20 protein-coding genes are annotated in these 22,075 nt (G+C 74.2%); 10 read left to right on the top strand and 10 right to left on the bottom strand.

The features are described 5' to 3' along the window. Positions 1-687: 687 nt before the first annotated feature. The 3 genes from FHX71_RS10365 to FHX71_RS10355 form a co-directional block, all read right to left on the bottom strand. Positions 688-1,512 carry a DUF899 family protein gene (locus FHX71_RS10365; RefSeq protein ID WP_182615969.1) on the bottom strand — a complete coding sequence of 275 codons (825 nt, stop codon included), beginning with the start codon at positions 1,510-1,512 and terminating at the stop codon, positions 688-690. 373 nt (positions 1,513-1,885) lie between these two features. Continuing rightward, on the bottom strand, positions 1,886-2,245 hold the full coding sequence (locus FHX71_RS10360; RefSeq protein WP_182615967.1) for a GntR family transcriptional regulator: 360 nt from the start codon (positions 2,243-2,245) through the stop codon (positions 1,886-1,888). A 101-nt stretch (positions 2,246-2,346) separates the two neighbouring features. Next, positions 2,347-2,784, bottom strand: a complete 438-nt coding sequence (locus FHX71_RS10355; protein ID WP_182615966.1) for a VOC family protein — start codon at positions 2,782-2,784, stop codon at positions 2,347-2,349. Between the two features lie 85 nt (positions 2,785-2,869). On the opposite strand from FHX71_RS10355, the gene FHX71_RS10350 reads away from it, so the two are divergent. The 3 genes from FHX71_RS10350 to FHX71_RS10340 all read left to right on the top strand — a co-directional run bounded on the left by FHX71_RS10350 (position 2,870) and on the right by FHX71_RS10340 (position 5,671). Next, on the top strand, positions 2,870-3,928 hold the full coding sequence (locus FHX71_RS10350; protein ID WP_182615963.1) for a peptidoglycan recognition protein family protein: 1,059 nt from the start codon (positions 2,870-2,872) through the stop codon (positions 3,926-3,928). Positions 3,929-3,982: 54 nt separating this feature from the next. Continuing rightward, on the top strand, positions 3,983-4,954 hold the full coding sequence (locus FHX71_RS10345) for a hypothetical protein (protein ID WP_182615961.1): 972 nt from the start codon (positions 3,983-3,985) through the stop codon (positions 4,952-4,954). A gap of 69 nt (positions 4,955-5,023) precedes the next feature. Next, complete coding sequence (locus FHX71_RS10340; RefSeq protein WP_182615959.1) at positions 5,024-5,671, top strand: TetR/AcrR family transcriptional regulator; 648 nt, start codon at positions 5,024-5,026, stop codon at positions 5,669-5,671. A gap of 7 nt (positions 5,672-5,678) precedes the next feature. Here FHX71_RS10340 and FHX71_RS10335 read toward each other — a convergent pair whose 3' ends face one another. Further along, entirely contained in the window at positions 5,679-8,072 is a 2,394-nt protein-coding gene (locus FHX71_RS10335) for a glycoside hydrolase family 3 C-terminal domain-containing protein (RefSeq protein ID WP_182615957.1), read from the bottom strand. Between the two features lie 146 nt (positions 8,073-8,218). On the opposite strand from FHX71_RS10335, the gene FHX71_RS10330 reads away from it, so the two are divergent. Together FHX71_RS10330 and FHX71_RS10325 are read left to right on the top strand one after the other, a co-directional pair. Beyond that, on the top strand, positions 8,219-9,547 hold the full coding sequence (locus tag FHX71_RS10330; protein ID WP_182615954.1) for an MFS transporter: 1,329 nt from the start codon (positions 8,219-8,221) through the stop codon (positions 9,545-9,547). After that, positions 9,544-11,496: a glycoside hydrolase family 3 protein gene (locus FHX71_RS10325; protein WP_182615952.1), complete on the top strand. Its 1,953-nt coding sequence runs from the start codon at positions 9,544-9,546 to the stop codon at positions 11,494-11,496. Before FHX71_RS10330 ends, FHX71_RS10325 begins: the two co-directional genes overlap by 4 nt. A 792-nt stretch (positions 11,497-12,288) precedes the next feature. Here FHX71_RS10325 and FHX71_RS10320 read toward each other — a convergent pair. After that, positions 12,289-13,296: a hypothetical protein gene (locus FHX71_RS10320; RefSeq protein WP_220489614.1), complete on the bottom strand. Its 1,008-nt coding sequence runs from the start codon at positions 13,294-13,296 to the stop codon at positions 12,289-12,291. A 120-nt stretch (positions 13,297-13,416) separates the two neighbouring features. After that, positions 13,417-14,778 (bottom strand): FAD/NAD(P)-binding protein, encoded by a 1,362-nt coding sequence (locus FHX71_RS10315; RefSeq protein ID WP_182615950.1) that lies wholly within the window; start codon positions 14,776-14,778, stop codon positions 13,417-13,419. A gap of 141 nt (positions 14,779-14,919) precedes the next feature. Here FHX71_RS10315 and FHX71_RS10310 point away from each other — a divergent pair, with 141 nt between their 5' ends. After that, complete coding sequence (locus tag FHX71_RS10310; RefSeq protein ID WP_182615948.1) at positions 14,920-16,224, top strand: cytochrome P450 family protein; 1,305 nt, start codon at positions 14,920-14,922, stop codon at positions 16,222-16,224. On the opposite strand, the gene FHX71_RS10305 is transcribed toward FHX71_RS10310, so the two are convergent. After that, complete coding sequence (locus FHX71_RS10305) at positions 16,208-17,083, bottom strand: alpha/beta fold hydrolase (protein ID WP_182615945.1); 876 nt, start codon at positions 17,081-17,083, stop codon at positions 16,208-16,210. The genes FHX71_RS10310 and FHX71_RS10305 overlap by 17 nt on opposite strands. 58 nt (positions 17,084-17,141) lie before the next feature. Continuing rightward, positions 17,142-17,840: a hypothetical protein gene (locus FHX71_RS10300; protein WP_182615943.1), complete on the bottom strand. Its 699-nt coding sequence runs from the start codon at positions 17,838-17,840 to the stop codon at positions 17,142-17,144. Positions 17,841-17,932: 92 nt separating this feature from the next. On the opposite strand from FHX71_RS10300, the gene FHX71_RS10295 reads away from it, so the two are divergent. Next, positions 17,933-18,487 carry a DUF1990 domain-containing protein gene (locus tag FHX71_RS10295; protein WP_182615941.1) on the top strand — a complete coding sequence of 185 codons (555 nt, stop codon included), beginning with the start codon at positions 17,933-17,935 and terminating at the stop codon, positions 18,485-18,487. Here FHX71_RS10295 and FHX71_RS10290 read toward each other — a convergent pair. After that, positions 18,456-19,211, bottom strand: a complete 756-nt coding sequence (locus FHX71_RS10290; RefSeq protein WP_182615939.1) for an alpha/beta fold hydrolase — start codon at positions 19,209-19,211, stop codon at positions 18,456-18,458. The two genes, FHX71_RS10295 and FHX71_RS10290, sit on opposite strands and share 32 nt — an antisense overlap. Positions 19,212-19,293: 82 nt before the next feature. On the opposite strand from FHX71_RS10290, the gene FHX71_RS10285 reads away from it, so the two are divergent. Beyond that, on the top strand, positions 19,294-19,527 hold the full coding sequence (locus tag FHX71_RS10285; RefSeq protein WP_182615937.1) for a hypothetical protein: 234 nt from the start codon (positions 19,294-19,296) through the stop codon (positions 19,525-19,527). 27 nt (positions 19,528-19,554) lie between these two features. On the opposite strand, the gene FHX71_RS10280 is transcribed toward FHX71_RS10285, so the two are convergent. Next, positions 19,555-20,385 carry a hypothetical protein gene (locus tag FHX71_RS10280; protein ID WP_182615935.1) on the bottom strand — a complete coding sequence of 277 codons (831 nt, stop codon included), beginning with the start codon at positions 20,383-20,385 and terminating at the stop codon, positions 19,555-19,557. A gap of 143 nt (positions 20,386-20,528) precedes the next feature. Between FHX71_RS10280 and FHX71_RS10275 the strand changes: the two genes are divergently transcribed. Together FHX71_RS10275 and FHX71_RS10270 are read left to right on the top strand one after the other, a co-directional pair. Further along, the gene (locus FHX71_RS10275; RefSeq protein WP_182615933.1) at positions 20,529-21,119 is read left to right on the top strand and encodes a SigE family RNA polymerase sigma factor; all 591 of its coding nucleotides are present in this window, start codon (positions 20,529-20,531) and stop codon (positions 21,117-21,119) included. Continuing rightward, on the top strand, positions 21,116-21,952 hold the full coding sequence (locus tag FHX71_RS10270; protein WP_182615930.1) for a hypothetical protein: 837 nt from the start codon (positions 21,116-21,118) through the stop codon (positions 21,950-21,952). The genes FHX71_RS10275 and FHX71_RS10270 overlap by 4 nt, the downstream gene beginning before the upstream one ends. The last annotated feature ends 123 nt before the right edge of the window (positions 21,953-22,075 follow it).

Below are 22,075 nucleotides of genomic sequence, written 5' to 3'. Positions count from 1 at the left end.
GTGCGACTGAGATCGGTCGGCTGCATCGAGGCCGGTCCTTCAACGGACCGGTCTCAATACTCCCGACCGATCTCGTGTTTGCCCTTCAGCACCCGCCCGAACACTCGCGCACTAGCCCTGCCGCGTTCGGTCGGCAGCTTCGAGACCGGTCCTTCAACGGACCGGTGTCAATGCTCCTGACCGATCTGGTGCTGCCCTTCGGCACCCGCCCAAACACCCGCGCACCAGCCCTGCCGAGATCGGTCGGCTGCCTTGAGACCGGTCCCTCAACCGACCGGTCTCAAGGCACCTGACCGATCTCGTGTTGCCCTTCAGCACCCGCCCGAACACCTGCGCGCCAGCGCTGCCGAGTTCGGTCGGCTGCCTTGACACCGGTCCTTCAACGGACCGGTGTCAATACTCCCGACCGAAGTCGTATTGCTGTCCAGACCCCAGCCATCTGGTGCTGCAGGTTCAGTACTCAACCGTCTCGCGCTGCGCGCTGAGCAGTGACTGGGTCCTGCGCGCGGTCACACCTGGAGTGCACCGACTACGCGCCCGCGCTGCCGCCAGCCGTCGAAGTGCGCTTCTACCCAGTCATTGGCCCCCGAAACGCCGCGATTTCGGGCCCAATGACTGGGTAGAAGCGCACCTTGGGCAACGCCGGGTGCTGGGGCGGCGCGGCGGTTGTGGTTCGGCGGCGGTTCGTCAGTGGTGGTGGGCCGGCGTCGTCACCGGGGTGGCGCCCGGGCGGCTCCACTGGATCGCCGGGCGGCCGCCGGACCAGCTGTTCCCGACGCCGTCCTCGTCGGCACGCCAGAACCAGCCCGGCGCCTTGCCCTCCGGCCAGCCCGCGGGGGAGTCCTGCCAGGACTCCATGCGGCCGCGCGCCGTCATGTCGAGCAGCGCCAGGGCGGGCATCGTGGCCTCTGAGCCGCGTCCGGTGACCGAGTTGGTGAGGTACACGCGGTCGCCCCGGCGCAGCAAGCACACCCAGGTGCCGAAGTCGTCCCCGCCCAGGACGTCGTCCGCGGCGTGGCTCTCGGCGTGGTCGAGCACGGAGTACCAGTGCCGCGGGTAGCCCATGAACTCCACGAACGGCGCGAGCTCGGCGTACGGCGCCTTCGCGAGCACCGCGAACGAGACGCCGCGCGCCGTCAGGTAGGCCGGGTCCTGCACCGCCCAGTAGGTCAGTGTGCAGCCCTCGCACTGGTTCTCGGCCGGCTCGCCCGGGTGCCACATGTGCTTGTAGAGGACCAGCTCCTCGCGGCCCGCGAACAGGTCGAGCAGCGTGGTGGGCCCGTCCGCCCCGACGACGACGGCGCCCGCGTCGACCTCGGTCATCGGCAGCCGACGTCGCGCCGCCGCGATGGCGTCGGCCTCCCGCGTGTGCGCCTTCTCCCGCAGCAGCAGCTCGTCGCGGGCGGCCTGCCAGGTCGCCCGGTCGACGACGGGTGGTGCCGCGGACGCCGACGACGTGGCGCCGTCGGACGTGGTGCTGGTGGCGGAGTGGTGCTCGTGTGCCGTGGTCATGGGGTCTCCTCGTACGACGGTCCGGTCGGAGCGCCGCGCGACGGCGCCCCCGGAGGTACTGACGACCGACCACGCTGAAGATCATCGGCCGCCACCTCACCACCACGACGAACGAGCCCGGCGGAATTCGACACCGTCACCCCGCCCGGAGGTCGGCAGTTCGCATCGAAGTCGGCACTCTGCGTCGAGGTCGGTCCAGGCCTGTGCCGCCGTCGGAGCTACGTGCCGACCTCAGAGTGCCGCATCTTGAGTTCGGCAGTTGGCGTCGAGATCGGTCCAGCGATGTGCCGATCTCAGTGCAGAGTGCCGAGTTTGTGGGGCAAACTGCCGACGTCGGCGGAGCAATTGCTGCCGACGTCAGCCGCAGGTGCCGCTACCGCAGCGCCGCCGAGACGATCTCCAGGGCCTCCGCCCGGTCGATCCCGAGGGCGCGGGTCGTCTCGGCGTACTGCGCCGCGGCGTCCTGGGCCAGGGCGAGGCGCTGGTTGCCGGCCGCGCTGACGAAGGTTCCGGCCCGGCCGCGGGTCTCGACCAGCCCGGCCGCCTCCAGCTCCCGGTACGCGCGCGCCACGGTGTTGACGGCGATGCCGAGGTCGGCGGCCAGCGCCCGCACCGTCGGCAGCCGCGCGCCGACGGGCAGGGTCCGGTCCGCCATCTGCTGCGCGAGCGTGGTGCGCACCTGCTCGTACGGCGGGACGGGGGACTCGGCATCGATGCTGATCACGCTCGCCACAGTACAAGCGCACCTCACGGCGGACCGGCGGGAACGCGCCGCGCCCACAGCATCGGGCCCGACGTCGGACAGCCCGCCAGCGAACCGCCGCCGCCCGCCCCTCACACCACGCAGAGCTCGTTGCCCTCCGGGTCGCGCACCGTCACGTGGTCCAGTCCGGCCGGCCCGGGGGACTCCCACGCGACGCTCCCGCCCGCCGCCACCAGCTCGGTGACCTTGGCGCGGATGAGCCGCTCGCGCTCCCCGGCCGGGGCGTCCCGTCCGCCGGAGACCTGCAGGTCCAGGTGCACCCGGTTCTTCACGGTCTTGGGCTCGGGGACCTTCAGGAACGACAGGGACGGCAGCCGGCCCTCGGGATCCACGAGGTAGGCGCTGTCGCCCCACTCCGCCTCGGGCACGCCCTGCTCGGTCAGCCATTCCTCCCAGGATTCCCGGCCCGACGGCGGCGGCCGCTCCACGTATCCGAGGGCGAGCATCCAGAACGCGGCGACGGTGCGCGCGTCGGCGCAGTCGATCGTGAGGGTCCAGGCGGTGCTCATCCCTGCACGGTAGGGGGTCGCCCCGCTCACCGCGCGGTGGTAGACATGTACGACATTTACGGAACATGGGTCTGAGGGGGCAACCGTGGCTGAGGTGTACGAGATCAAGGGTGAGGACGGGACCGTGCTGGAGGTGCTCGGCCCCGACGACGAGCCGCAGGGCGAGGTTCCCGAGCCTCAGACGGCTCCGGAACCGACCGGGGTCCCAGAGCCCGAGACCCCCAAACCGACCACGACCCCCGAACCAGAAGCCCCGGAACCCACCGCCGCCGTCAGCATCGCGTCCCGCGCCTCCTGGGGTGCCCGCTACCCCGACGGCGACCTGACGCTGACCGGCCCGGCCGTCGAGGTCTGGGTGCACCACTCGGTCACGGCCCAGCTCTCGCCGGGCGCGACCGTCGCCGCAGAGGCCGAGCAGATGCGCGCGCTGGAGAGCGTGGGCCAGACCCGGTTCGGCACCGGCATCTCGTACAACGTGGTGATCTTCCCCTCCGGCCGCGCCTACCAGGGCGTGAGCTGGAACCGGCGCGGCACCCACACCGGCGGCCGCAACAGCACCTCGCGCTCGATCTGCTTCGCCGGCAACTACGAGGCCAACAACCCGACCGCCGCGCAGATCTCCACGGCCGCCGCCATCTACGGCGCGGGCAAGGACCGCTGGTGGACCCGGGGCGCGCCGCTCGGCGGCCACCGCGACGTCTCGCAGACCGCCTGCCCCGGCCGCAACCTGTACGCGCGCATCGACGACATCCGCGACGGCGAGGGCTCGACCCCGCCCAGCCCGGGGGAGCCCGGCGGGATCACCGTCGACGGCTTCTGGGGCTCGTCCACGACCCGTCGCCTCCAGCAGGAGCTCGGCACCGCGGTCGACGGTGTCGTCTCGTCGCAGAGCGTCGCCTGGCGCGACGTCAACCCCGGCCTGACCACCGGCTGGCGCTGGGTCGCCGACGCCCAGGGCTCCCGCGTGATCGCCGCCCTCCAGCGCCGGATCGGCATGCCCTCGGGCCAGCGCGACGGCAAGATCGGCCCGCAGACGATCCGCGCCCTCCAGCGGTACCTCGGCACCCGGGTCGACGGCGTCATCTCGCGCGAGTCCAGCGCCGTCATGGCGCTGCAGCGCCGCCTCAACCAGGGCCGGGTCTGACCCGCCCTGTGGATGACGGGCCTGGCCGGCCCGCCGGCGGCTAGTCTCGCGTCCATGACCGACGCCGCCCAGCGCCCCTCACCCGACCAGCCCGCCGACCAGCCCGAGTCCCGCCCCGCGCCCGACCCGATCCCGCTCGGCACCGCACCCCGGCCCGCCCTCGGCGTCGACCTGGAGGCGCGCATCCGAGCGACGCTGACGGAGGAGCTCGGCGGCCAGGCCCTGGGGCTGGACCGCGCGCCGATCACCGCGGAGCTCGACGGCGCCGACATCACGTCGGCCGTCGTCGACCTGTCGGGCGTCGTCGTCTCGCTGCCCCAGGCGGCCCAGCCCGCCCACCCGGGCCACGCCACCTACCCGGGCCAGCCCGGCCACCCCGGCCAGGCTGCGCCCGAGCGCAAGGGCTGGCACCCCGAGATCGTCGCCCGCGAGCCCGGCACCCTGCACCACCTGCGCATCGACGCCCACCAGCTCGTCGCCGTGGACCTGCCCGTGGACATCACCGCGGAGGTCACGAACCTGCGCTTCGACTGGGTCGACGGCGCCGACGGCCGCGTGGGCCTCCAGCCCGTCGAGCCCGACGCCGACCACCCGGTCTCCGGTCACGCCCGCGTCGCCGTCGACAAGGCGGGCCTGGTCGCGACGGCGCGCGGCGTGCTCGCCGTCGTCCTGCAGCAGCAGGGCATCACGCTCACCGCCCTGGACCTCGACCTCGTCTCCCAGGGCCCGCGCGCGGCCACGCTCCGGGTCGACGCCGCGATCAAGAAGGGCGTGTTCCTCTCGGCCCGCGTGCAGGCGACGGCGTCGGTCAGCGTCGACGAGAACATGGTGCTCGCCGTGCGCGACGTGCAGCTCGGCAGCTCCAACCCGCTCGTCGCTGCGCTGCTCGGGACCATCCGCGGCAAGGTCGAGGCAGCCACCAGTCGCGACATCGACCTCGCCGAGAAGCTGCCCGACGGCGTCCGCCTGGCCGACGTCCGCCTCGACGCGGGGGAGCAGCTCGTCATCAGCGCCCGCCTCGCTTGAACCGGGCCTGACGGAGCCCCGGCCGGGCCCGACGCCGTCGCGCGGCCCCGGCCGGGGTAGTTTGGGCGCATGTCCGTCAGCGCGCAGACCGGTCCGTCCACCAGGCCCGGGACCACCACCGGCACCCGGGGTGGCTACGCCAAGGGCCGCGCGACGCAGCAGGAGATCATCCGTACGGCGATCCTCGTGTTCGCCGACGTCGGCTTCCACGGCGCCTCCCTGCGGGACATCGCCGCCCGGGTGGGCATCTCCCACCCGGGCCTGCTGCACCACTTCCCCAACAAGGCCGCCCTGCTGGAGGCCGTGCTGGAGTACCGCGACGCCGTGGACGAGCAGTCCTTCCAGGAGGACATGGAGCGCGGCACGGAGTACTTCGAGGCGCTGCTGAACCTCGTGGAGCGCAACCGGCTGCGCCGTCCGCTCGTCGAGCTGTTCGCCGGGCTGTCCACGGAGGCCACCTCGCCCGACCACCCCGCGCACGAGTACTTCCGGCGCCGGTACGCGCGCGTGCTGGGGGAGCAGTCCCAGCTCCTCCGGGAGCGGGCCGCGCGGGGCGGCCTCGCTCCCGGGGTGGACCCCGACCAGGCGGCGCGCACCGTGGTGGCGCTCATGGACGGGCTCCAGATCCAGTGGCTGTTCTCCCTGGAACGGCCTGGCGCCGAGCGGGTCGACATGGCTGCCGACCTGCGCGGCTACCTGAACCTCATCCTGCGCTGACGGCCGCTCAGCCGTTGGCCTCCGCGAGGAGCGCCGTCAGGCCGTCCCGGTCGAAGCCGCCCATGCCAAAGTCGGCCACGACGGTCAGCGGCATGTCGCCGATCATGCCGAGCATGTCGTCGGCCACGGCGCCGCCGTGCACGAGCGCCTGGACGCGCGGCCCGACGACGGGGTGCGCCATCGCCTCGGCCACCGTGGACAGCGGCTCCAGGGGCAGGCGCACGTCCTCGCCCTCGACGACGACGGTCGCCGCACCACGCAGGTCGCGCGACGAGGAGCCGACGGAGACGACGAACTCGCCGCCCTCGACCACCCAGCGGCGCAGCACGGGGTGCCAGTAGGCCAGGTCGCGGCCCACGAGGTCGAGCGTGACCTCGCGCGACGCGCCGGGCTCCAGGTCGACCTTGGCGAACGCCTTGAGCTCGCGCTCCGGGCGCTGCACCTGGGACTCGGGGTCGCCGACGTACACCTGCACGACCTCGGCGCCCTGGCGCTCGCCGGTGTTGGTGACCGTGACGGTCACGCGCACCACGGCGGCGTCGGCGTCGTCGTCCGCCCCGGACGCCGGACGCAGGACCTCGGCGGCCACGCCGTCGTACGCGAACGTGGTGTACGACAGGCCGTGCCCGAACGGGTAGGCGACGTCCGCCCGCCGCGCGTCGTACCAGCGGTAGCCCACCAGCAGGCCCTCGCCGTAGCGGACGTGCCCGAGCTCGCCGGGGAAGTTGCCGTAGGACGGGTTGTCCTCCAGCCGCAGCGGGATGGTCTCGGCGAGACGTCCGGCCGGGTTGACGGCGCCGAGCAGCACGTCGGCGACGGCGGAGCCGCCCGCCTGGCCGCCCAGCCAGCCCTCGACCACGGCCGGGGCGAGCCGCTGCCACGACGCGACGGAGACCGCCGAACCGTTCGCCAGCACGACGACGACGCGGGGGTTCACGGCGGCCACGGCCTCCAGCACCGCGACCTGCTCCGCGGGGAGGTCCATGTGCGCGCGGTCGAAGCCCTCCGACTCGTACGAGGCGGGCAGGCCCAGGAACACCAGCACCGTCCCGGCGGCGCGGGCCACCTCGACGGCCTCGTCCCGCAGCGCGTCGGCGTCGGTGCCCGAGCCGGCGTCGGCGCCGTCGACCGTGTACCCGGCCGCGAACGGCACCTCGGCGCCCGTGGCGGTGCGCAGCGCGGACAGCGCGTCGTCGAGCCGCGTGGGGTTGACCTGCGAGGACCCGGCGCCCTGGTAGCGCGGCGTGCGCGCCAGCTCGCCGACGACGGCGACACCCTCGGCGGAGGCCAGCGGCAGGAGCGGGGCGCCCTGCCGGTCGAGCTCGTCGAGGACCGCGTCGTTCTTCAGCAGCACCGTGCCCGCCGCCGCTGCCTCGCGGGCCAGGGCGTGGTGGGCGTCGACGTCGAAGTCCTCACCGGAGGCAGCTGCGGCGTCGAGCGCCGGCAGCGAGCGCGCCACGAGGCGCAGCACGCGGCGGGCCGCGACGTCGACCACTGCCTCGTCGAGCGTGCCGGCGCGGACCGCGGCGACGACCTCGGCGTCGGTGCGGCCGCCCGTGGCGGGCATCTCCAGGTCGAGCCCGGCGGCGACGGCGGCGACGCGGTCGCGCACCGCGCCCCAGTCGGACACGACGAGCCCCTCGAAGCCCCACTCGTCGCGTAGCACCTCGGTCAGGAGCCAGTGGTTCTGCGACGCGTAGACGTCGTTGATCTTGTTGTACGAGCACATCACCGTCCACGGCTGCGCCCGCTTGACGACCCGCTCGAACCCGGGCAGGTAGATCTCGCGCAGGGTGCGCTCGTCGACGTCGGCCGAGACGCGCATGCGGTCGGCCTCCTGGTTGTTGGCCGCGAAGTGCTTGAGCGACGTGCCGACGCCCTGGGACTGGATGCCGGCCACGAGGGCGGCGCCGAGCTCGCCCGAGATCACCGGGTCCTCGGACAGGTACTCGAAGTTGCGTCCGTTCAGCGGCGAGCGCTTGATGTTGATGCCCGGGCCCAGCAGCACGGCGACGTCGTTGACGCGCGTCTCGCGGCCCAGCGCCTCGCCGACCCGGCGCAGCAGCGCGGGGTCCCACGTGGAGCCGAGCGTGGCCGCGGGCGGGAAGCAGGTGGCGGGCACGGAGGTGCCCAGCCCCAGGTGGTCGGGGGACTCGGCCTGCTTGCGCAGCCCGTGCGGGCCGTCGGTGACCATGACGCCCGGCACGGCGACGTCGTCCCGGCCGACCGGCTGCGTGGTCCAGAAGTCCAGGCCCGACAGCAGCGACGCCTTCTCCTCGAGCGTGAGGGCGGCGAGCGTGCGCTCGACGTCGAACGCGCGGCTGGTCGTCGTCGCCGAGCCGGACACTGCGGCGCCCGATCCTGCGGCTGCCGGCGCCTCGGTGGTCTCCTCGATGGTCATGTGTGCACTCCTTAGCCTGGACTGTTGCGCTGCAAACCTACCGAGTGGTAGAAATTCAAAAACTACCACCCGGTAGGCCGATAAAGACAGCGGCCCGCCGGGAGCCCGCCCAGCCGGGGCAGTGCTGCCCCACCCCAGGAGTCACCATGGCAACCCTCGATTCGCGTCCCGCGCAGGACCCGGCCGCCACGCCGCCGCACGCGGCAGCCCACCCGGCGCCGCCCAAGGCGGGCGGCACCGGCCTCGTCCTCGCGTACGTCGCCGCGTTCTTCGCGCTCTACGTGGCGCTCCTGACCCCGGTCATCAGCACCCTCGCGCTCCGGGTCAGCGCCCTGTCCACCCCCGAGACCCGCGCCGCCGACCTCGCGCTCGTCACCGGCGTCGGCGCCTTCTTCGCGTTCGTAGCCAACCCCCTCGCCGGCGCCCTGTCCGACCGCACCACCTCCCGCCTCGGCATGCGCCGCCCCTGGCTGCTCTGGGGCGTGCTGCTCGGCTCCGCGGGCATCGCGATCATCGCCCTCGCGCCGAACATCGCCGTCGTCGCGATCGGCTGGGCCGTCGCCCAGACGGCGTTCAACGGCACCCAGGCCGCCCTCCAGGCCCTGCTGCCCGACCAGGTCGAGGAGCGCCTGCGCGCCCGCGTCTCCGGCTGGCTCGGCATCGCCCAGAACCTCGCGCCCCTGGCCGGCATCGGCATCGCGGCTTGGCTCACGGCGGCCGGCGCCGGGTCCGCCTGGCTCTTCCTGCTGCCGACGGCGCTCGCGATCGTGGGCGTGCTCGCCCTGGTCGCCGTCCTGAAGGACCGCCGCCTCGACCCGGCCGACGTCGAGCCCTTCCACCTGGGCCGCTTCCTCGGCGGGTTCTGGGTCTCGCCGCGCAAGCACCCCGACTTCGGCTGGGCCTTCGCCGGCCGTTTCCTGCTGCTGTTCGGCTTCGCGCTCTACAACAGCTACCAGGTCTACTTCCTGCAGGACCGGTTCGGCATGGACGAGCCGACGGCGCTCGGCTGGCAGCTGCGCCTCATGGTGCTCCAGGCGGCCGTGCTGCTCCTGGCGGGCTCGGCCGGCGGCGCGCTGTCCGACCGCACGGGCCGCCGCAAGGTGTTCGTGATCATCTCCACCGTGCTCGCCGGCGCCGGCCTGCTCGTCTTCGCGTTCGCAGGGGCGCCCGCCCACCTGTACCTCGGGGCCGCGCTGTTCGGCGCGGGCCTGGGCGCGTACTTCGCGGTCGACCTGGCGCTCGTCACCGACGTGCTGCCCAACAAGGACACCGAGGCCGCCAAGAACATGGGCGTCTTCAACATCGCCAACGCCCTGCCGCAGTCGCTCGCCCCGGCCATGGCGCCGGCGCTGCTCGCGATCGGCCCGGCCTCCGCGGACGGCGCCGGCGGCAACTACACCGCGCTGTTCCTGGTGGGCGCGCTGGTGGCCGTCGTCGGCGCCGTGAGCACGATGTTCATCCGGGGTGCGCGGTGACGGCGGCCGAGCCGACGGGCGAGCCGCGCTACCTCGATCCCGCGCTGCCCGTCGCCGAGCGGGTCGCCGACCTGCTGGGCCGGATGACCCTGGCCGAGAAGGCCGGGCAGATGTTCCAGACCATGGTCGAGGTGGGCCCCGACGGCACGCTGGCCGACGAGCCGTCCGACCACGGCATGCCCGGCACCTCCGACCTGGTGCTGGACCGGCACCTGACGCACCTCAACGTGCTCGCCGCGCCGCCGACGGCCCGCGAGTTCGCCGCCTGGCACAACCGCCTCCAGCGGCTCGCCGCCGGGACGCGGCTGGGCATCCCGGTGACCGTCGCCTCCGACCCGCGGCACTCGTTCACCGACAACCCGGGCGCGGCGCTGCTGTCGGGGCCGTTCTCGCAGTGGCCGGAGACCCTGGGCCTGGCCGCGACCCGCGACGAGCGGCTGGTCGAGGAGCACGGCGACGCGGCCCGGCAGGAGTACCTCGCCGTCGGCATCCGCACGGCGCTGCACCCGCAGGTCGACCTCGTGACCGAGCCCCGCTGGGCGCGCGGCGGGGGCACCTTCGGCGAGGACGCCGACCTCACCGGACGCCTCGGCGCCGCCTACGTGCGCGGGCTGCAGGGCGGCGGCGACGTCGCCCGGGCCGTCGGGCTGGACGGTGTGTTCGGGCCCGACAGCGTGTCCACGATGACCAAGCACTTCCCGGGCGGCGGCCCGCAGCTCGACGGCGAGGACCCGCACTTCGCCTACGGCCGCGAGCAGGTCTACCCGGGCGAGCAGTTCGACCTGCACCTGGCGCCGTTCAAGGCGCTGCTCGCCGCCGGGACCCGGCAGATGATGCCGTACTACGGGATGCCCGTGGGGCTGCGGGCCGACCTCGGCACCGGGCCCGAGGACGTCGAGCAGGTCGGCTTCGGCTTCAACCGCGGCGTGCTGACCCGGCTGCTGCGCGAGCACCTCGGGTTCGACGGCATCATCTGCACCGACTGGGGTCTCGTGACCGACGTCGAGATGTTCGGCCTCCCGTTCCCGGCGCGCGCCTGGGGCGTGGAGCACCTCAGCCCGCTGGACCGCGTGGCCAAGATCCTGGACGCCGGCGCCGACCAGCTCGGCGGCGAGGCCTGCCCGGAGCACGTGATCGAGCTCGTTCGCTCGGGGCGGGTTCCCGAGGCGCGGGTCGACGCCTCGGTGCGGCGGCTGCTGGCCGAGAAGTTCGAGCTCGGCCTCTTCGACGACCGCCGGTACGTCGACGAGGACGCTGCCGCCGTCGTCGTCGGACGCGCCGACCTGGTCGCCGCGGGGCGGCGGGCGCAGTCCCGCTCGGTGACGGTGCTCCGCAACGCGGGTGCCGGTGCTCGCGGGGGAGCGGCGGCTGCTGTTGGTGGCGCGGCTGTCGGTGGCGGCGTCGTCGGCGACCATGCTCGCGGTGGAGCGGCGGACGCCGCGCGCCTGCCGCTCACGCCCGGGCTGCGCCTGTACGCGGAGGGAGTGCCCGACGGCGAGATCGACGGGTTCCGCCGCGTCGGCTCGCCGGCCGAGGCCGACGTCGCGCTGCTCCGCCTGGAAGCACCGTACGAGGAGCGCGGGCCGGGCTTCGAGAGCTTCTTCCACGCGGGCTCGCTCGAGTTCGCCGACGACGTCGTCGCACATGTCGCGGAGGTCTCTGCCCAGGTGCCGACCGTGGTGGACGTGCACCTCGACCGGCCCGCGGTCCTGACGCCGTTGCTGCCGCACGCGAACACCCTGGTCGTCACGTTCGGGGTGGGCACCCCCGCGCTGCTCGACGCGCTCACCGGCGCGGTCCCGCCCGAGGGCCGGCTGCCGTTCGACCTGCCCCGGTCGACGGCGGCGGTCGAGGCCTCCCGCAGCGACGTCCCCTTCGACACGGCGAACCCGCTGTTCTGCTTCGGCGCGGGCGAGTCCCTGGATACAGAGGCCAACGCCGCGGCCTGACCCCGATGGCGCTCCGCCGTCCGACCAGGTACCGCCGGGCGGAGGCGCCGTCGGACCCGGCTGCGTCGGACGCTCCACGACGCCGCAGCCCGACCCTCATCTTCGACTTGAGGGTGAGCCACACCAAACCCTCAACCTTGAGTTGAGGCTGACCCTCGGCGCCCCGCACCCCCGCCCACCTGGGGTGTTGACCACAGCAGTTGCTGCCACGATGGACCATCCGGTGGCAGAAACTGCTGTGGTCAACGCCGTCGGCCGGGCCGGCATCGCCGCTGGCGCCGCGGCCCCGACGTCGCCCCGTCCGCTGTTGAGCACAGCAGTTGCTGCCATGTGGGGCCGTCCCGTGGCAGCAACTGCGGTGGTCAATACCGGGGTCGAACTGGGCCGGGTCGGGCGAGGGCCGGTGGTCGGCAAGATGTCAGGTGATCGGTAGTCCGGGCTGCCGACCACCTGACGTTCTACCGATCACCCGTCGCAACCTGTCCCCGCGCCTGTCGCCGTCCGACCCCGGTGTTGAGCACAGCGGTTGCTGCCACGCGGGGCCGTCTCCTGGCAGCAAGTGCTGTGCTCAACACGGTCCGGGTCAGGTGGTGCGGGTGGTCGGCAGGATGTCAGGTGGTCGGTAGTCCGGGCTGCCGACCACCTGACGTTCTACCGACCACCCGCCGCAACGTGTCCCCGCGCCTGCCGCCGTCCGGGCCCGGTGTTGAGCACAGCGGTTGCTGCCACGCGGGGCCAAGTCCTGGCAGGAAGTGCTGTGGTCAACGACGCGGGGTCGAGGTCAGGGGACGGTCAGTAGGGGTTGGTCGTGTAGGTGCGGCTCAGGGGTTCCGGGATGCGGAAGTAGCTCGCCGACAGGCCCGCCGGGTCCGTCGCGAGGGCGCCGCGGCCCGGGACGTCGTCGCCGTCGTCCCAGCCCCACGGGGCGTTCGCGGCGTTCTGGGTGCACGAGATGCCACCGTCACCGCAGCTGCCCGAGGTGTCGCCCGCGAACGTGCCCGCGCTCGCGAAGAGCTGCGAGTTGTTCCGCTGCGCCCACAGCCCGCCGGGCGCGTGGATGTCCACCAGGCGGTAGGAGACGTCCCGGTCGTCGGGGTGCTCCGGCACCTCGGCGCGACCGGCGGGGTAGTAGATGACGCCGCCGCCCTTGATGTCGTAGCCGGGGCGCGCCTTGAGGCCGTGGCCCTTGGCCTCCTGGGCGGTGACCGGGTGGGTCAGGCCGTCGTGCGGGCTGGTCGCCATCTGCAGGGTGCCGTCGATCGTCTCGGCGCCCGCGCCCCAGGTGCTGCCCTGCGGCGTGTACGAGTAGAAGTCGCTGTGCGCCACCGTGACGGCGCCGCGCAGCACCCCGTAGGCCGAGCCGTCCTTCTGGACGGCAACCATGACGCCCTCGGCGTCGTTCTCGTGCTCGGTGTCGAAGATCGAGTCCGACCAGTCGCGCGGGTGGAAGAACATGTACGTCACGAACCAGTGGCTCGACGTCTCCATGACCGAGTAGTACGCCGTGGCCGCCAGCGGGTGGTTGCCCGTGTTCTCCCAGTTGTTGCGCGCGTTGAGGTCGCCGTCGAAGTCGTACGCCGCGAGGTAGTCCGAGCGGCCGCCCAGGGCGTTGGTGCCGGTCTGGTCCACGTCCTGGTAGTGGATGGGCGCCCAGCGCTGGGCCACCTCGGCGGACGTCGCAGCCGACGGCGCGGCCGACGGTGCGGCCGTCGCGACGGGCCCCGCCGCCGCGAGGCCCAGGGCGACCGCGGCCGCCGTCGTGCCGGCGGCCAGCGTGAGTGTTCGTGCAGGTCCAGGCATCTGTTTCCCTCGTCCCGGTCGGTGTGACAGGTGGGTGTTCGAGGGAAGACTTCACCCCCTGCGTGGCCGCAGGGCAACCGCCACATGGCAGTTCGATGACCAGTGCCTGGCCCAGCAGGACTAGCCCAGCAGCTCCTCGGCGAGCCGCGCCGCCTGCCGGCGCAGGTCCGGCACCGACGTGCACTCCCACTCCAGCCCGCGCCGCGCCAGCCCCATGGCGCGCAGCCGCGGGTGCCCGACGCCGGCGGCGTCGACCAGGGCGGCGTCCGGCGTGAGGTCGAGCCCGGTACCGAGCCGGTGCGGGCGCACCAGGCCGCGCGCGACCAGGGCGTCGACCAGCGGGTTCCAGCCCGGCGACGTCAGGGCGGGGAGCCCGGTCGCGCCCACGACCAGGTCGAACGCCGAGGTGTCCCAGCCCGTCGCGCCCCGGACCGCCTCGACCGTCGAGACCGTGAGCACGCCGTCCGCCACGAGCCGCTCGACGTGGGTGCGCATCGCGTGCGACATGCGGTGCCGTACGTTCTCCCACGAGCGCGCGTGCTCGCGCTGGAAGGTCGCCTGCTCGGCGGCCGTCAGCCGCGCCCAGGTCGGGTTGACCTGCGGGCGGACGGCGTCGATCACCGCGCGCCAGTCGCGGCCCGCGGCGCGCTCCGCCGCGACGCGCTCCCGCACCCGGTCGACGGCGCCCGCGAGCGGCAGGGCGGCGTCGGGAACGAGGCCGGCGCCGAGGTCCACCTCGACGGGCGCCGGCAGCGGGTCGGCGGCGTGCGCGGCGGGCAGGGCGCCGCCGCGCGATACCGCCGTGAACGTCGCCGCGGGCAGCAGGGTGTGGAGGTGCGCGACGACGTCGAGCGTCGTCAGGCCCGTGCCCACGACCAGGACCCGGCGCGCGCCCGCCGCCCGTTCGTCCAGGTCGGGCGACCACGGGTCGGCGACGTACCGGTCGCCCCACGGCTCGTACTCGGGCAGCCGCACGGGCGGCGGGGTGCCGAGCGCGAGGACGGCGGCGTCGGCGCGCAGGACGGCGCCGTTGGCCAGGGTGAGCGTGACGCCGGGCTCGGCGTCCGGCGCAGCCCCGCCCCCGGAGCCAGAATCCACCAGGTCCACCACCGCACCCCGCACGTGCTCGACCACACTGCCGGGCGGCACGGGCACCGACCCGAGCAGCTCGGTGAGGTACCGCCCGAAGTCGGCGCGCTGCAGGAACGTGCCGGGCTCGGCGGGCACTCCGGCGGACGCGCACCAGCGCAGCAGGTGCTCGGGGTCGTCGTCGAAGGCGCTGAGCCGGGCGACCACGGCGTTGAGCGTGTGCCGGGGGTCGGTGGTCCGGTAGGGGAGGCCGCGACCGGGCGTCTCCGCGGGATCGACCAGGAGGACCCGCACCCGCCGGCCGGACCCGGAGGACGCGGCCGCACGCAGCAGGTGGGCCGAGAGGATGACGCCGGCGGCGCCCCCGCCGACGACGGCGATGGTCCGCTGCATGGCCCGAGGATATACGGCCCGGAACGAGCCCCAGGACATGCCCCCGACCAGGGTGAATCTATTAGTCCGCATCGGATATGAGGTACATTCCGGCTAAACGACGCGGAGCGCTTCTCTTGTCGCGCCCAGAACCGGGGAGCCATGACAGTCACGACGACCACCCGGTCGGAGCGCCTGGCCGACCTGGTCGGCCTGACCGACCTGATGCCGCTGAGCGAGACGACGAGCGCCTCCGATCCGGCGAAGGTGTACGAGCGGCTGCGCGCCCGGTGGGGCAACGTCGCGCCGGTGCTGCTGGAGCCCGGCGTGCCCGCCTGGCTCGTGCTCGGGCACCGGGAGCTGGCCACGGTGCTGCGCAACGAGGGCCTGTTCTCGCGCGACGCGAGCAACTGGGGCCTGTTCGCGGACGGCACGGTCCGCCCGGACAGCGGCGTCGGCGGGGTGCTGGCCCCGCGCGACGGCATCTACTACGTGGACGGCCCCCGGCACCGGCACCTGCGCCGCCTGGTCGACGACGCCTTCGAGAGCGTCGACGAGCACCGGCTCGCGACCACGGTCGAGTACTGGTGCGGCCTCGCGCTGGACCGCGTGCTGGCGAAGGGCGAGGCCGACCTGGTCAGCGACTACGCGCGCGCCGTCCCGCTGCTCGTGATGTCCACGATGTTCGGGCTCGACCCGGAGCAGGCCCGCGCGATGCTCGGGCACTCCCGCCGCGTCTTCCAGGCCAGGGGAGCGGCGGGCGCCGAGGCGCTCAACGCGCAGCGCGCGCTGATCTCCGACCTCATCGCGGACCGCCGCGCGGCGCCTGCGGACGACCTGACCTCCGCGATCCTGCGGCACCCGAGCGCGCCCACGGACCTGGACGCGCAGAGCGCCGTCTCGGCGACGCTCATCCTGGGCAGCGAGTTCGAGGTCGGCTGGATCACGCAGGCCCTGCGCATGCGCCTGACCGACCCCCGGTTCGACGGGCGCTCGGGCGGCCGCCCGTCGGCGTCGGACACCCTGGAGGCCGTGCTCGGCTCGACGCCGCCGGCCCCGAACGCGGCACCCCGCTTCGCGCTCGCCGACACGACGCTCGGCGACCGGCAGATCGCCGCGGGCGACGCCGTCGTGCCCGGCATCCTCGGCGCGAGCGCCGAGTCCCGTGGGAACGGCGACGACATCTGGCTGGAGTCGGGCAACCTCTCCTACCTGACGTGGGGCGCCGGCCCGCACGCCTGCCCCGCGCGCCGCCCCGCGACGGTGATCGCGCAGATCACGGTCGCGGCCGCGCTGCGCCGCCTGGGCGGCGTCACCCTCACGGTGCCCGCGGACGCGGTGCGCTCGGCCGGCACGCTCTGGTCGTCCGTGCCCCGCGAGCTGCCCGTGCGGTTCGAGGTACCCCAGCAGACTCGCCCGGTCACGCCGCAGGGTCAGACGGCGCGCCCGGTCACGCCCCAGCGCTGATCGCGAGCATCTCCGGCACCACCACGTCCCACACGGAGCGCGGCGGGTACTGGTGCCCGACGCCGGGCAGCAGCACGAGCCGGGCACCGGTGATCGCGGCCGCCAGCGCGGCGCCGTGCTCGGGCGGGAACAGCGGGTCGGCGTCGCCGTGCAGCACCAGGGTCGGCCCGGCGACGTCGGCGAGCGTGCCGCGTACAGGGCGGCTCTCGACGAGGAAGTGGTTGGCCGCCGCGGCCGGGTCGAGCGACCGCGCGACGACCTGCCGCGCCGTCGCGAGCGTGTCCGCCTCGTCGAAGCCCGGCCCGGAGAACGCCCGCTCGGCGTCGACCAGCCACCGCACGACCGCCTCGGTGTCGCCCCAGTCGGGGTCCGGCGGCGGGTCGTGGAACTGCGCGCTCGCCTGCGGCGTCGGGCCGGGCAGGGTGGGGCCGTCCGGGTCGTGCGTGACCGGGCTGGTCGACATCAGCGTGAGGGACGCGACCCGCCGCCGGTGCTCGATCGCCGTCTGCTGCGCGATCCCGCCTCCCATCGACACCCCGGCCAGGTGCGCGCGGCCGATCCCCAGCGCGTCCAGGAGGCGCACCGGGTCCAGCGAGAGGTCGTCCCCGGTGTACGACGGCGCCCCGGGCGGGTCGGTCCGGGAGCGGCCCGTGTCGCGGTGGTCGTAGCGGACGACGAACCGGCCGCCGCCGTTGCTACCTGGCGGGCCGCCGTCGGCCAGGGCCTGGCAGAAGTCCGCGTGCCACCAGTCCATGGGGCCCGCGATCCCGCCGATCAGCAGGATGGCCGGGTCGGCCGGGTCGCCGAAGGTCTCGGCGCACAGGAGCGCGCCCGGTACGTCGACAAGGGTCTCCGTCATGAGGGGCAGACGGCGGGGCGGCTGAAAACTCATCGGTGCCGCCCGGGACCGGTACCGCCTAGAACCCGAGCACGAGCGCGACCACCGCGACCAGCAGGCCCGCGCCCGCACCGGCCCAGGCGATGAGCAGGTGCCGCCGGGTGCGCTCCTGGGCGTCGTCGAGCCCGTCGCGCAGGGACGCGAACTCCCGGTGCGCCGCCTCGATCTCGGCGCGCAGGGCCGCGAGCTGCGCGTCCGCCCGCTCCGCCGTGGCCCGGGCGGACGCCGCCTCGGAGCGCGCCGCGGCGGCGTCCGCCCGCGCGGCGTCGGCCTCCTGCCGGGCCGCGACGGCCTCGGCTCCGGCGTGGTCGGCCGCCGCCAGCGCGGCCGTGGCGAGCGCCGCGGCGTCCTCGGCCGAGCGGCCGAACGGCTCGGGCAGGGACTCCGGCAGGCGCTCGGGCGTGCGATCCGGGCCGACGGCGGACGAGCCCGCGAACCCGTGCCCGGTCGTGTCCTCCGACGTCGTCGGCTCGGTCGCCGTCGCCCCAGCCGTCGCCCCGGCCGTCGCCCCCGTCGTCACCACGGCCCGGCCCGCGCCCGAACCGGGAACCCGCCCCGGGATCTCCGCGCGGGAGAGCTGGTTCTGTACCTCGGCCTTCAGGTCGGACAGGAACGGACCCAGCCCCCGGCGCTCCTTCGCGGACGCGTGCCGGGGGACGCCACCCGACGGCGCCGAGGCCGCGGCGTCGAGGGTGCTGGGGTCGTGGTCGGTCGCCATGGACCAGAAAGGTACACGCGGGGGCGAACCGGACGCCGGGTGCGCCCAGCCGGCCGCCGAGCCCGCCGTCCGGCCCCGGGTACCGTGAGCCCGTGCAGCTCACCCGGCCCGACCTCGCCCGTGTCCTGGAACGTGCCGTCGCCGTCGAGCCGGTGGCCGACGTCGGCTGGCTGGCCGCACCGCCCCCGCGCAGCCGGGTGCTGCGCCGCCGCGTGGCGCTGGAGCTGGGCGCGTCGCTCACGGACACGGCCGACGCGCTGTTCGGCTGGGCCGTGCACCGCGGCGCCGGGCTGACGATCGCCCCGAGCGGCCCGGTCGCGCTCGGCGTCACCGTGGTGCAGGCCGTGCGGGTCGGGCCGCTGTGGTTCACCGCCCCGTGCCGGGTGGTCGACGTCGTCCGGGGACCGGACGAGGCCGGCTTCACCTACGCGACGCTGCCGCACCACCCGGAGACGGGGGTCGAGTCGTTCCGCGTGCTGCGCGACGGCGACGGTCTCGTCTTCGAGATCCACGCCGCGGCACGGCACGACTTCTGGGGCTCGCGGATCGTGCCGCCGGCCGCGCACCGGGTGCAGGACCGCGTGACGGCCGGCTACCTGGCCGCGGCCCGAGACCTCAGCCGCGGAAGTCGTCCAGGAACTCGCTGATCAGCGCCGTCGTCTCCGCGGGGCGCTCCAGGTTCGGCAGGTGGCCGGCCCAGCCGAGCTGGGTGTGCTTGGCCCCGGGGATCTGCCCGGCCAGGTGGTTCGCGATGGCGCGGAAGTGGTCGAGGTCCTGACCGCCGGAGACGATCAGCGTGTGCGCCGTGATCGCCCCCAGGTCGATCTCGGGGCCGGGCTCCTGGTTGATGTCTTCTCCGGCGGCGAGCTGCACGTCGAAGGCCCGGCGCTGCATGGTGCGCACCAGCTCGCGGGCGTCGTCGTCGGCGTCGGGGCCGAGCCAGGTGGCGACGTTGAGCTCGGTGGCGCCGTCGACGTCGCCGGCCTCCAGGAGCGCGTCCTCGCGGCGCGCGAACCGCTGCACCGAACGGGTGGGCGGCATCGCGAAGGCGGAGTTGATCAGCACCAGGTGGGACACCAGGTCGGGCCACGCGGAGGCCACCTGGAGGGCGACCTTGCCGCCCGCCGACGCCGCGACGACCGCGACGGGCCGCGCGCCGAGCGAGTCGAGCAGCGCCTTGACGTCGCCCGCGTTGTCGAAGGCCGCGCTGGTCAGCGGGGTGTTGCCGTAACCGCGCAGGTCGCAGCGGATGACGCGGTGGTGCTCCGCCAGGGGCGCGCGCTGGGGCTCCCACATCCGGGAGTCGGCGACGCCGGCGTGCAGGAGGAGGACGGCTGGGCCGGAGCCCGTGACGTCGTGGCTGAGGATCATCCGCCGACCGTAACGGCGGCGAAGCGGCCAGTGCCAACGCATTCGGTGGACTCCCGTCCGGGCGGCGGATATACTCGAACACATGTACGAACTCACGGAAGGTCAGGCGTCCGACCGGTCCGGCGCGCACACTGTGCCCTCGCCGGTCGACGTGGCGTTCGCGACCCTGCTCGACGACCTGTTCACCGGCCCCCGGGTCACCTACGCGCCGGTCCGTGAGGAGCCGGTCTACTACAAGGGTCACCCCGGCCGACGTCGGCACCGGCGCTTCGTGCTGCGCGCCGGCACCGACCTCGACGACCCGGGGCTCTACTAGATCAGGCTGTACCAGACCCAGGCTGTACTAGACGACGACGCCGACCACCGCGGCCACCACGGCCAGCGCGATGCCGACCCAGGCGAACGTGGTGGCGGTGGCCGCCTTCTTCGTGGCGGCGTCCGCGGTCTCGCGTGCGCCGTCGGCGGCCGAGCGGGCGGCGTCGAGGTCGCCGCGCAGGGTGCCGGTGGTCCGGGTGAGCTCGTCGAGCCGCTCCTGGAGCCGCGCCGCCTCCTCGCGGGCCGCGGTGGCGGCCTGCTCGGCCGACGCCGCCTGCTCGTCGATGCGGCCGTCGAACCGAGTGGCGAGCTCGGCGACCGTCGTCGCGCGCGCCGCCTCGATGCCCTCCGCGAGGCCCGCCTCCAGCGACTCCTGCAGCGCCTTCTCCTGCGCGGCGGACCGCTTGGCGACCAGCTCGCGCAGGTCCGCGCCCTGCTCCTTGAGGGAGACGGTCAGCTCCGCGCGCACCTCCTCGGGAGTGAGCGGCTTGTCGGGCTTGGCGAGGTACGCGTCGGCCCAGGTGCGGCGCGACCGGCCCTTGCCGGACCCGGCTCCCTCGACGACGGCGTCCTTCTCCTCCTCTGTCAGGCGGTCGAGCGCCTCGGCCGCGGCCTTGACCGCGGGCGGCGTCTCGACGGGAGCCTTGGCACCCTTCGGGGTCTTTCCCTCGGCTGTCATCTCAGTCCTGGCCCCCTGGGGTGCAGCGGCTGCCACGGCTGCGGCGTAGTCGGCGTCCTCGGTGTCGGCCGACGCCGACTCCGGGATCTTGATGGGCTTGGTCAGCAGAGCCCGGAGGCGGTCCATCCGCTCAGTCTTCTCGCCGCCCTCGTCCTGAGGCGCGTCGCTGTCACTGCTCATGGGGCAAAACGTACCGATCTGGGAGCACTATGCCCAGGATCGCGGGGTGTTTCGCGCCGAGTTTCTGCACGAGGGCCCGGGCGGGTCCGCACCGGTCCGGGCGCAGGCTAAACCCTGGGGCATCCCGGTTGCGTCTATGGGACATGACGCACACACTGCGGCGCACCAGGCGCCGCGAACCAGCACCGGAGGACGGCGCCGGCGAGTTCGCCGTCGTACGCACTGGTGCCGACCCGGTCGCGCAGTTCACGGCGTTCGTGCACGCCAGGACCCCCGCGCTGTACCGCATCGCCTACCTGCTGTGCGGCGACGAGCACCGCGCCAAGGACCTCGTGCAGATCGCCTTCGAACGCACCTTCAAGGCCTGGAAGAAGGTGGGCGACGGCGACCCGTTCGCCTACGCGCGCCGGGTCGTGGCGACGGCACGCATCGACACGTGGCGCCGCACCCGTCGTGAGGTGCTCACCGACGACCCCGTGAACGTCCAGCACCGGCCGAGCGTGCTGGCCTTCGACGGCGAGCTTCTCGACCGCGACCAGCTCGTCCGCGCGCTGCTGGAGCTCACGCTCAAGCAGCGCCGCGTCGTCGTGCTGCGGTACATGCTCGACCGCTCCGAGGCGGACACCGCAGCCGAGCTCGGCATCTCCGTCGGCACCGTGAAGTCGACGGCCGCACACGCACTCGGGCGCCTGCGCACCCTCGTGGTGCCCGCCACCTCAGGAGACCGATCATGACCGCGCGCACCACCCGCCCCCACGGCACCCGCCCCTTTGGCCCCCACCCCGACGACGTCCACCCCGCCGACGCGAACCTGGCCGCCGGCCTCCGGGTGGCCGGATCTCTCATCGAGCCGCCCGGGCACCTCGACCCGGCGAGGATCGCGGCGACCGCCGTGCGCAACGTCCGGCGCCGCCGGGTCGTCACGGCGACGGCGGCCGGGATCGCGGCACTCGTGCTGGTAGGTGCCGGTATCGGCGTCCTGGGTTCGGCCCTCACCGACCAGCGGGCGCCGCTGCCGGGCGACGAGGTCACGGCGCCGGCTCCCTCGGTACGGCCGAGCGAACAGGTGGGCGGCGCCCTCGAGTGCCCGACGCTCGAGCCCCTGGAGCACGGCGTCCCGGCGGGCTGGACGCAGGTCGAGCACGACGGCCTGTCCTTCGCCGTGCCGGAGGGCTGGACCTCCCGGCCGACGGACGGCGAGTTCGGGCCCGGGGTGGAGTGGACCGGGCCGACGGTGCTCCACGTCAACGGCGGCGCCGGGACGTCCGAGGAAGAGCCCCAGTTCGAGCGGGTCTACGTGCAGAGCGGTAAGCCCGGCGGGAACTGGTGGGCGCAGACGGCGTCCGCGCCGGAGTCCCAGCTGATCGACGTGCCGGGCGCCGACTACGCCGAGGCCCAGCCCGACCTCGCGACGATGGGCGGCGAGCCCGTCTTCTACGGCGTGAGCCTGTTCCTCCACCAGGCCGGCCAGGGCGAGAACCTCTTCCTCGTCGTCGAGTTCGACGGTGGCCCGCAGGGCTGGGCGGACCTGCATACCTTCCTCGGCGCGCTGGACTTCCGGCGCTGACCGGACGTCCGGCGCCTACGGCGCTCTCCCGGGGTCGGCTGCCGGCTCCGGGAGAGTGACGGGCGACACGTATCGCGACACCGCCATGGCTTGACGCGGATGCCCGAAGGATTAAGTTAGGTC

This window comes from Promicromonospora sukumoe, from assembly GCF_014137995.1.
In the GTDB taxonomy this organism is placed as follows: Bacteria; Actinomycetota; Actinomycetes; order Actinomycetales; family Cellulomonadaceae; genus Promicromonospora; species Promicromonospora sukumoe.
This window is presented reverse-complemented; position numbering and strand designations above follow the sequence as displayed.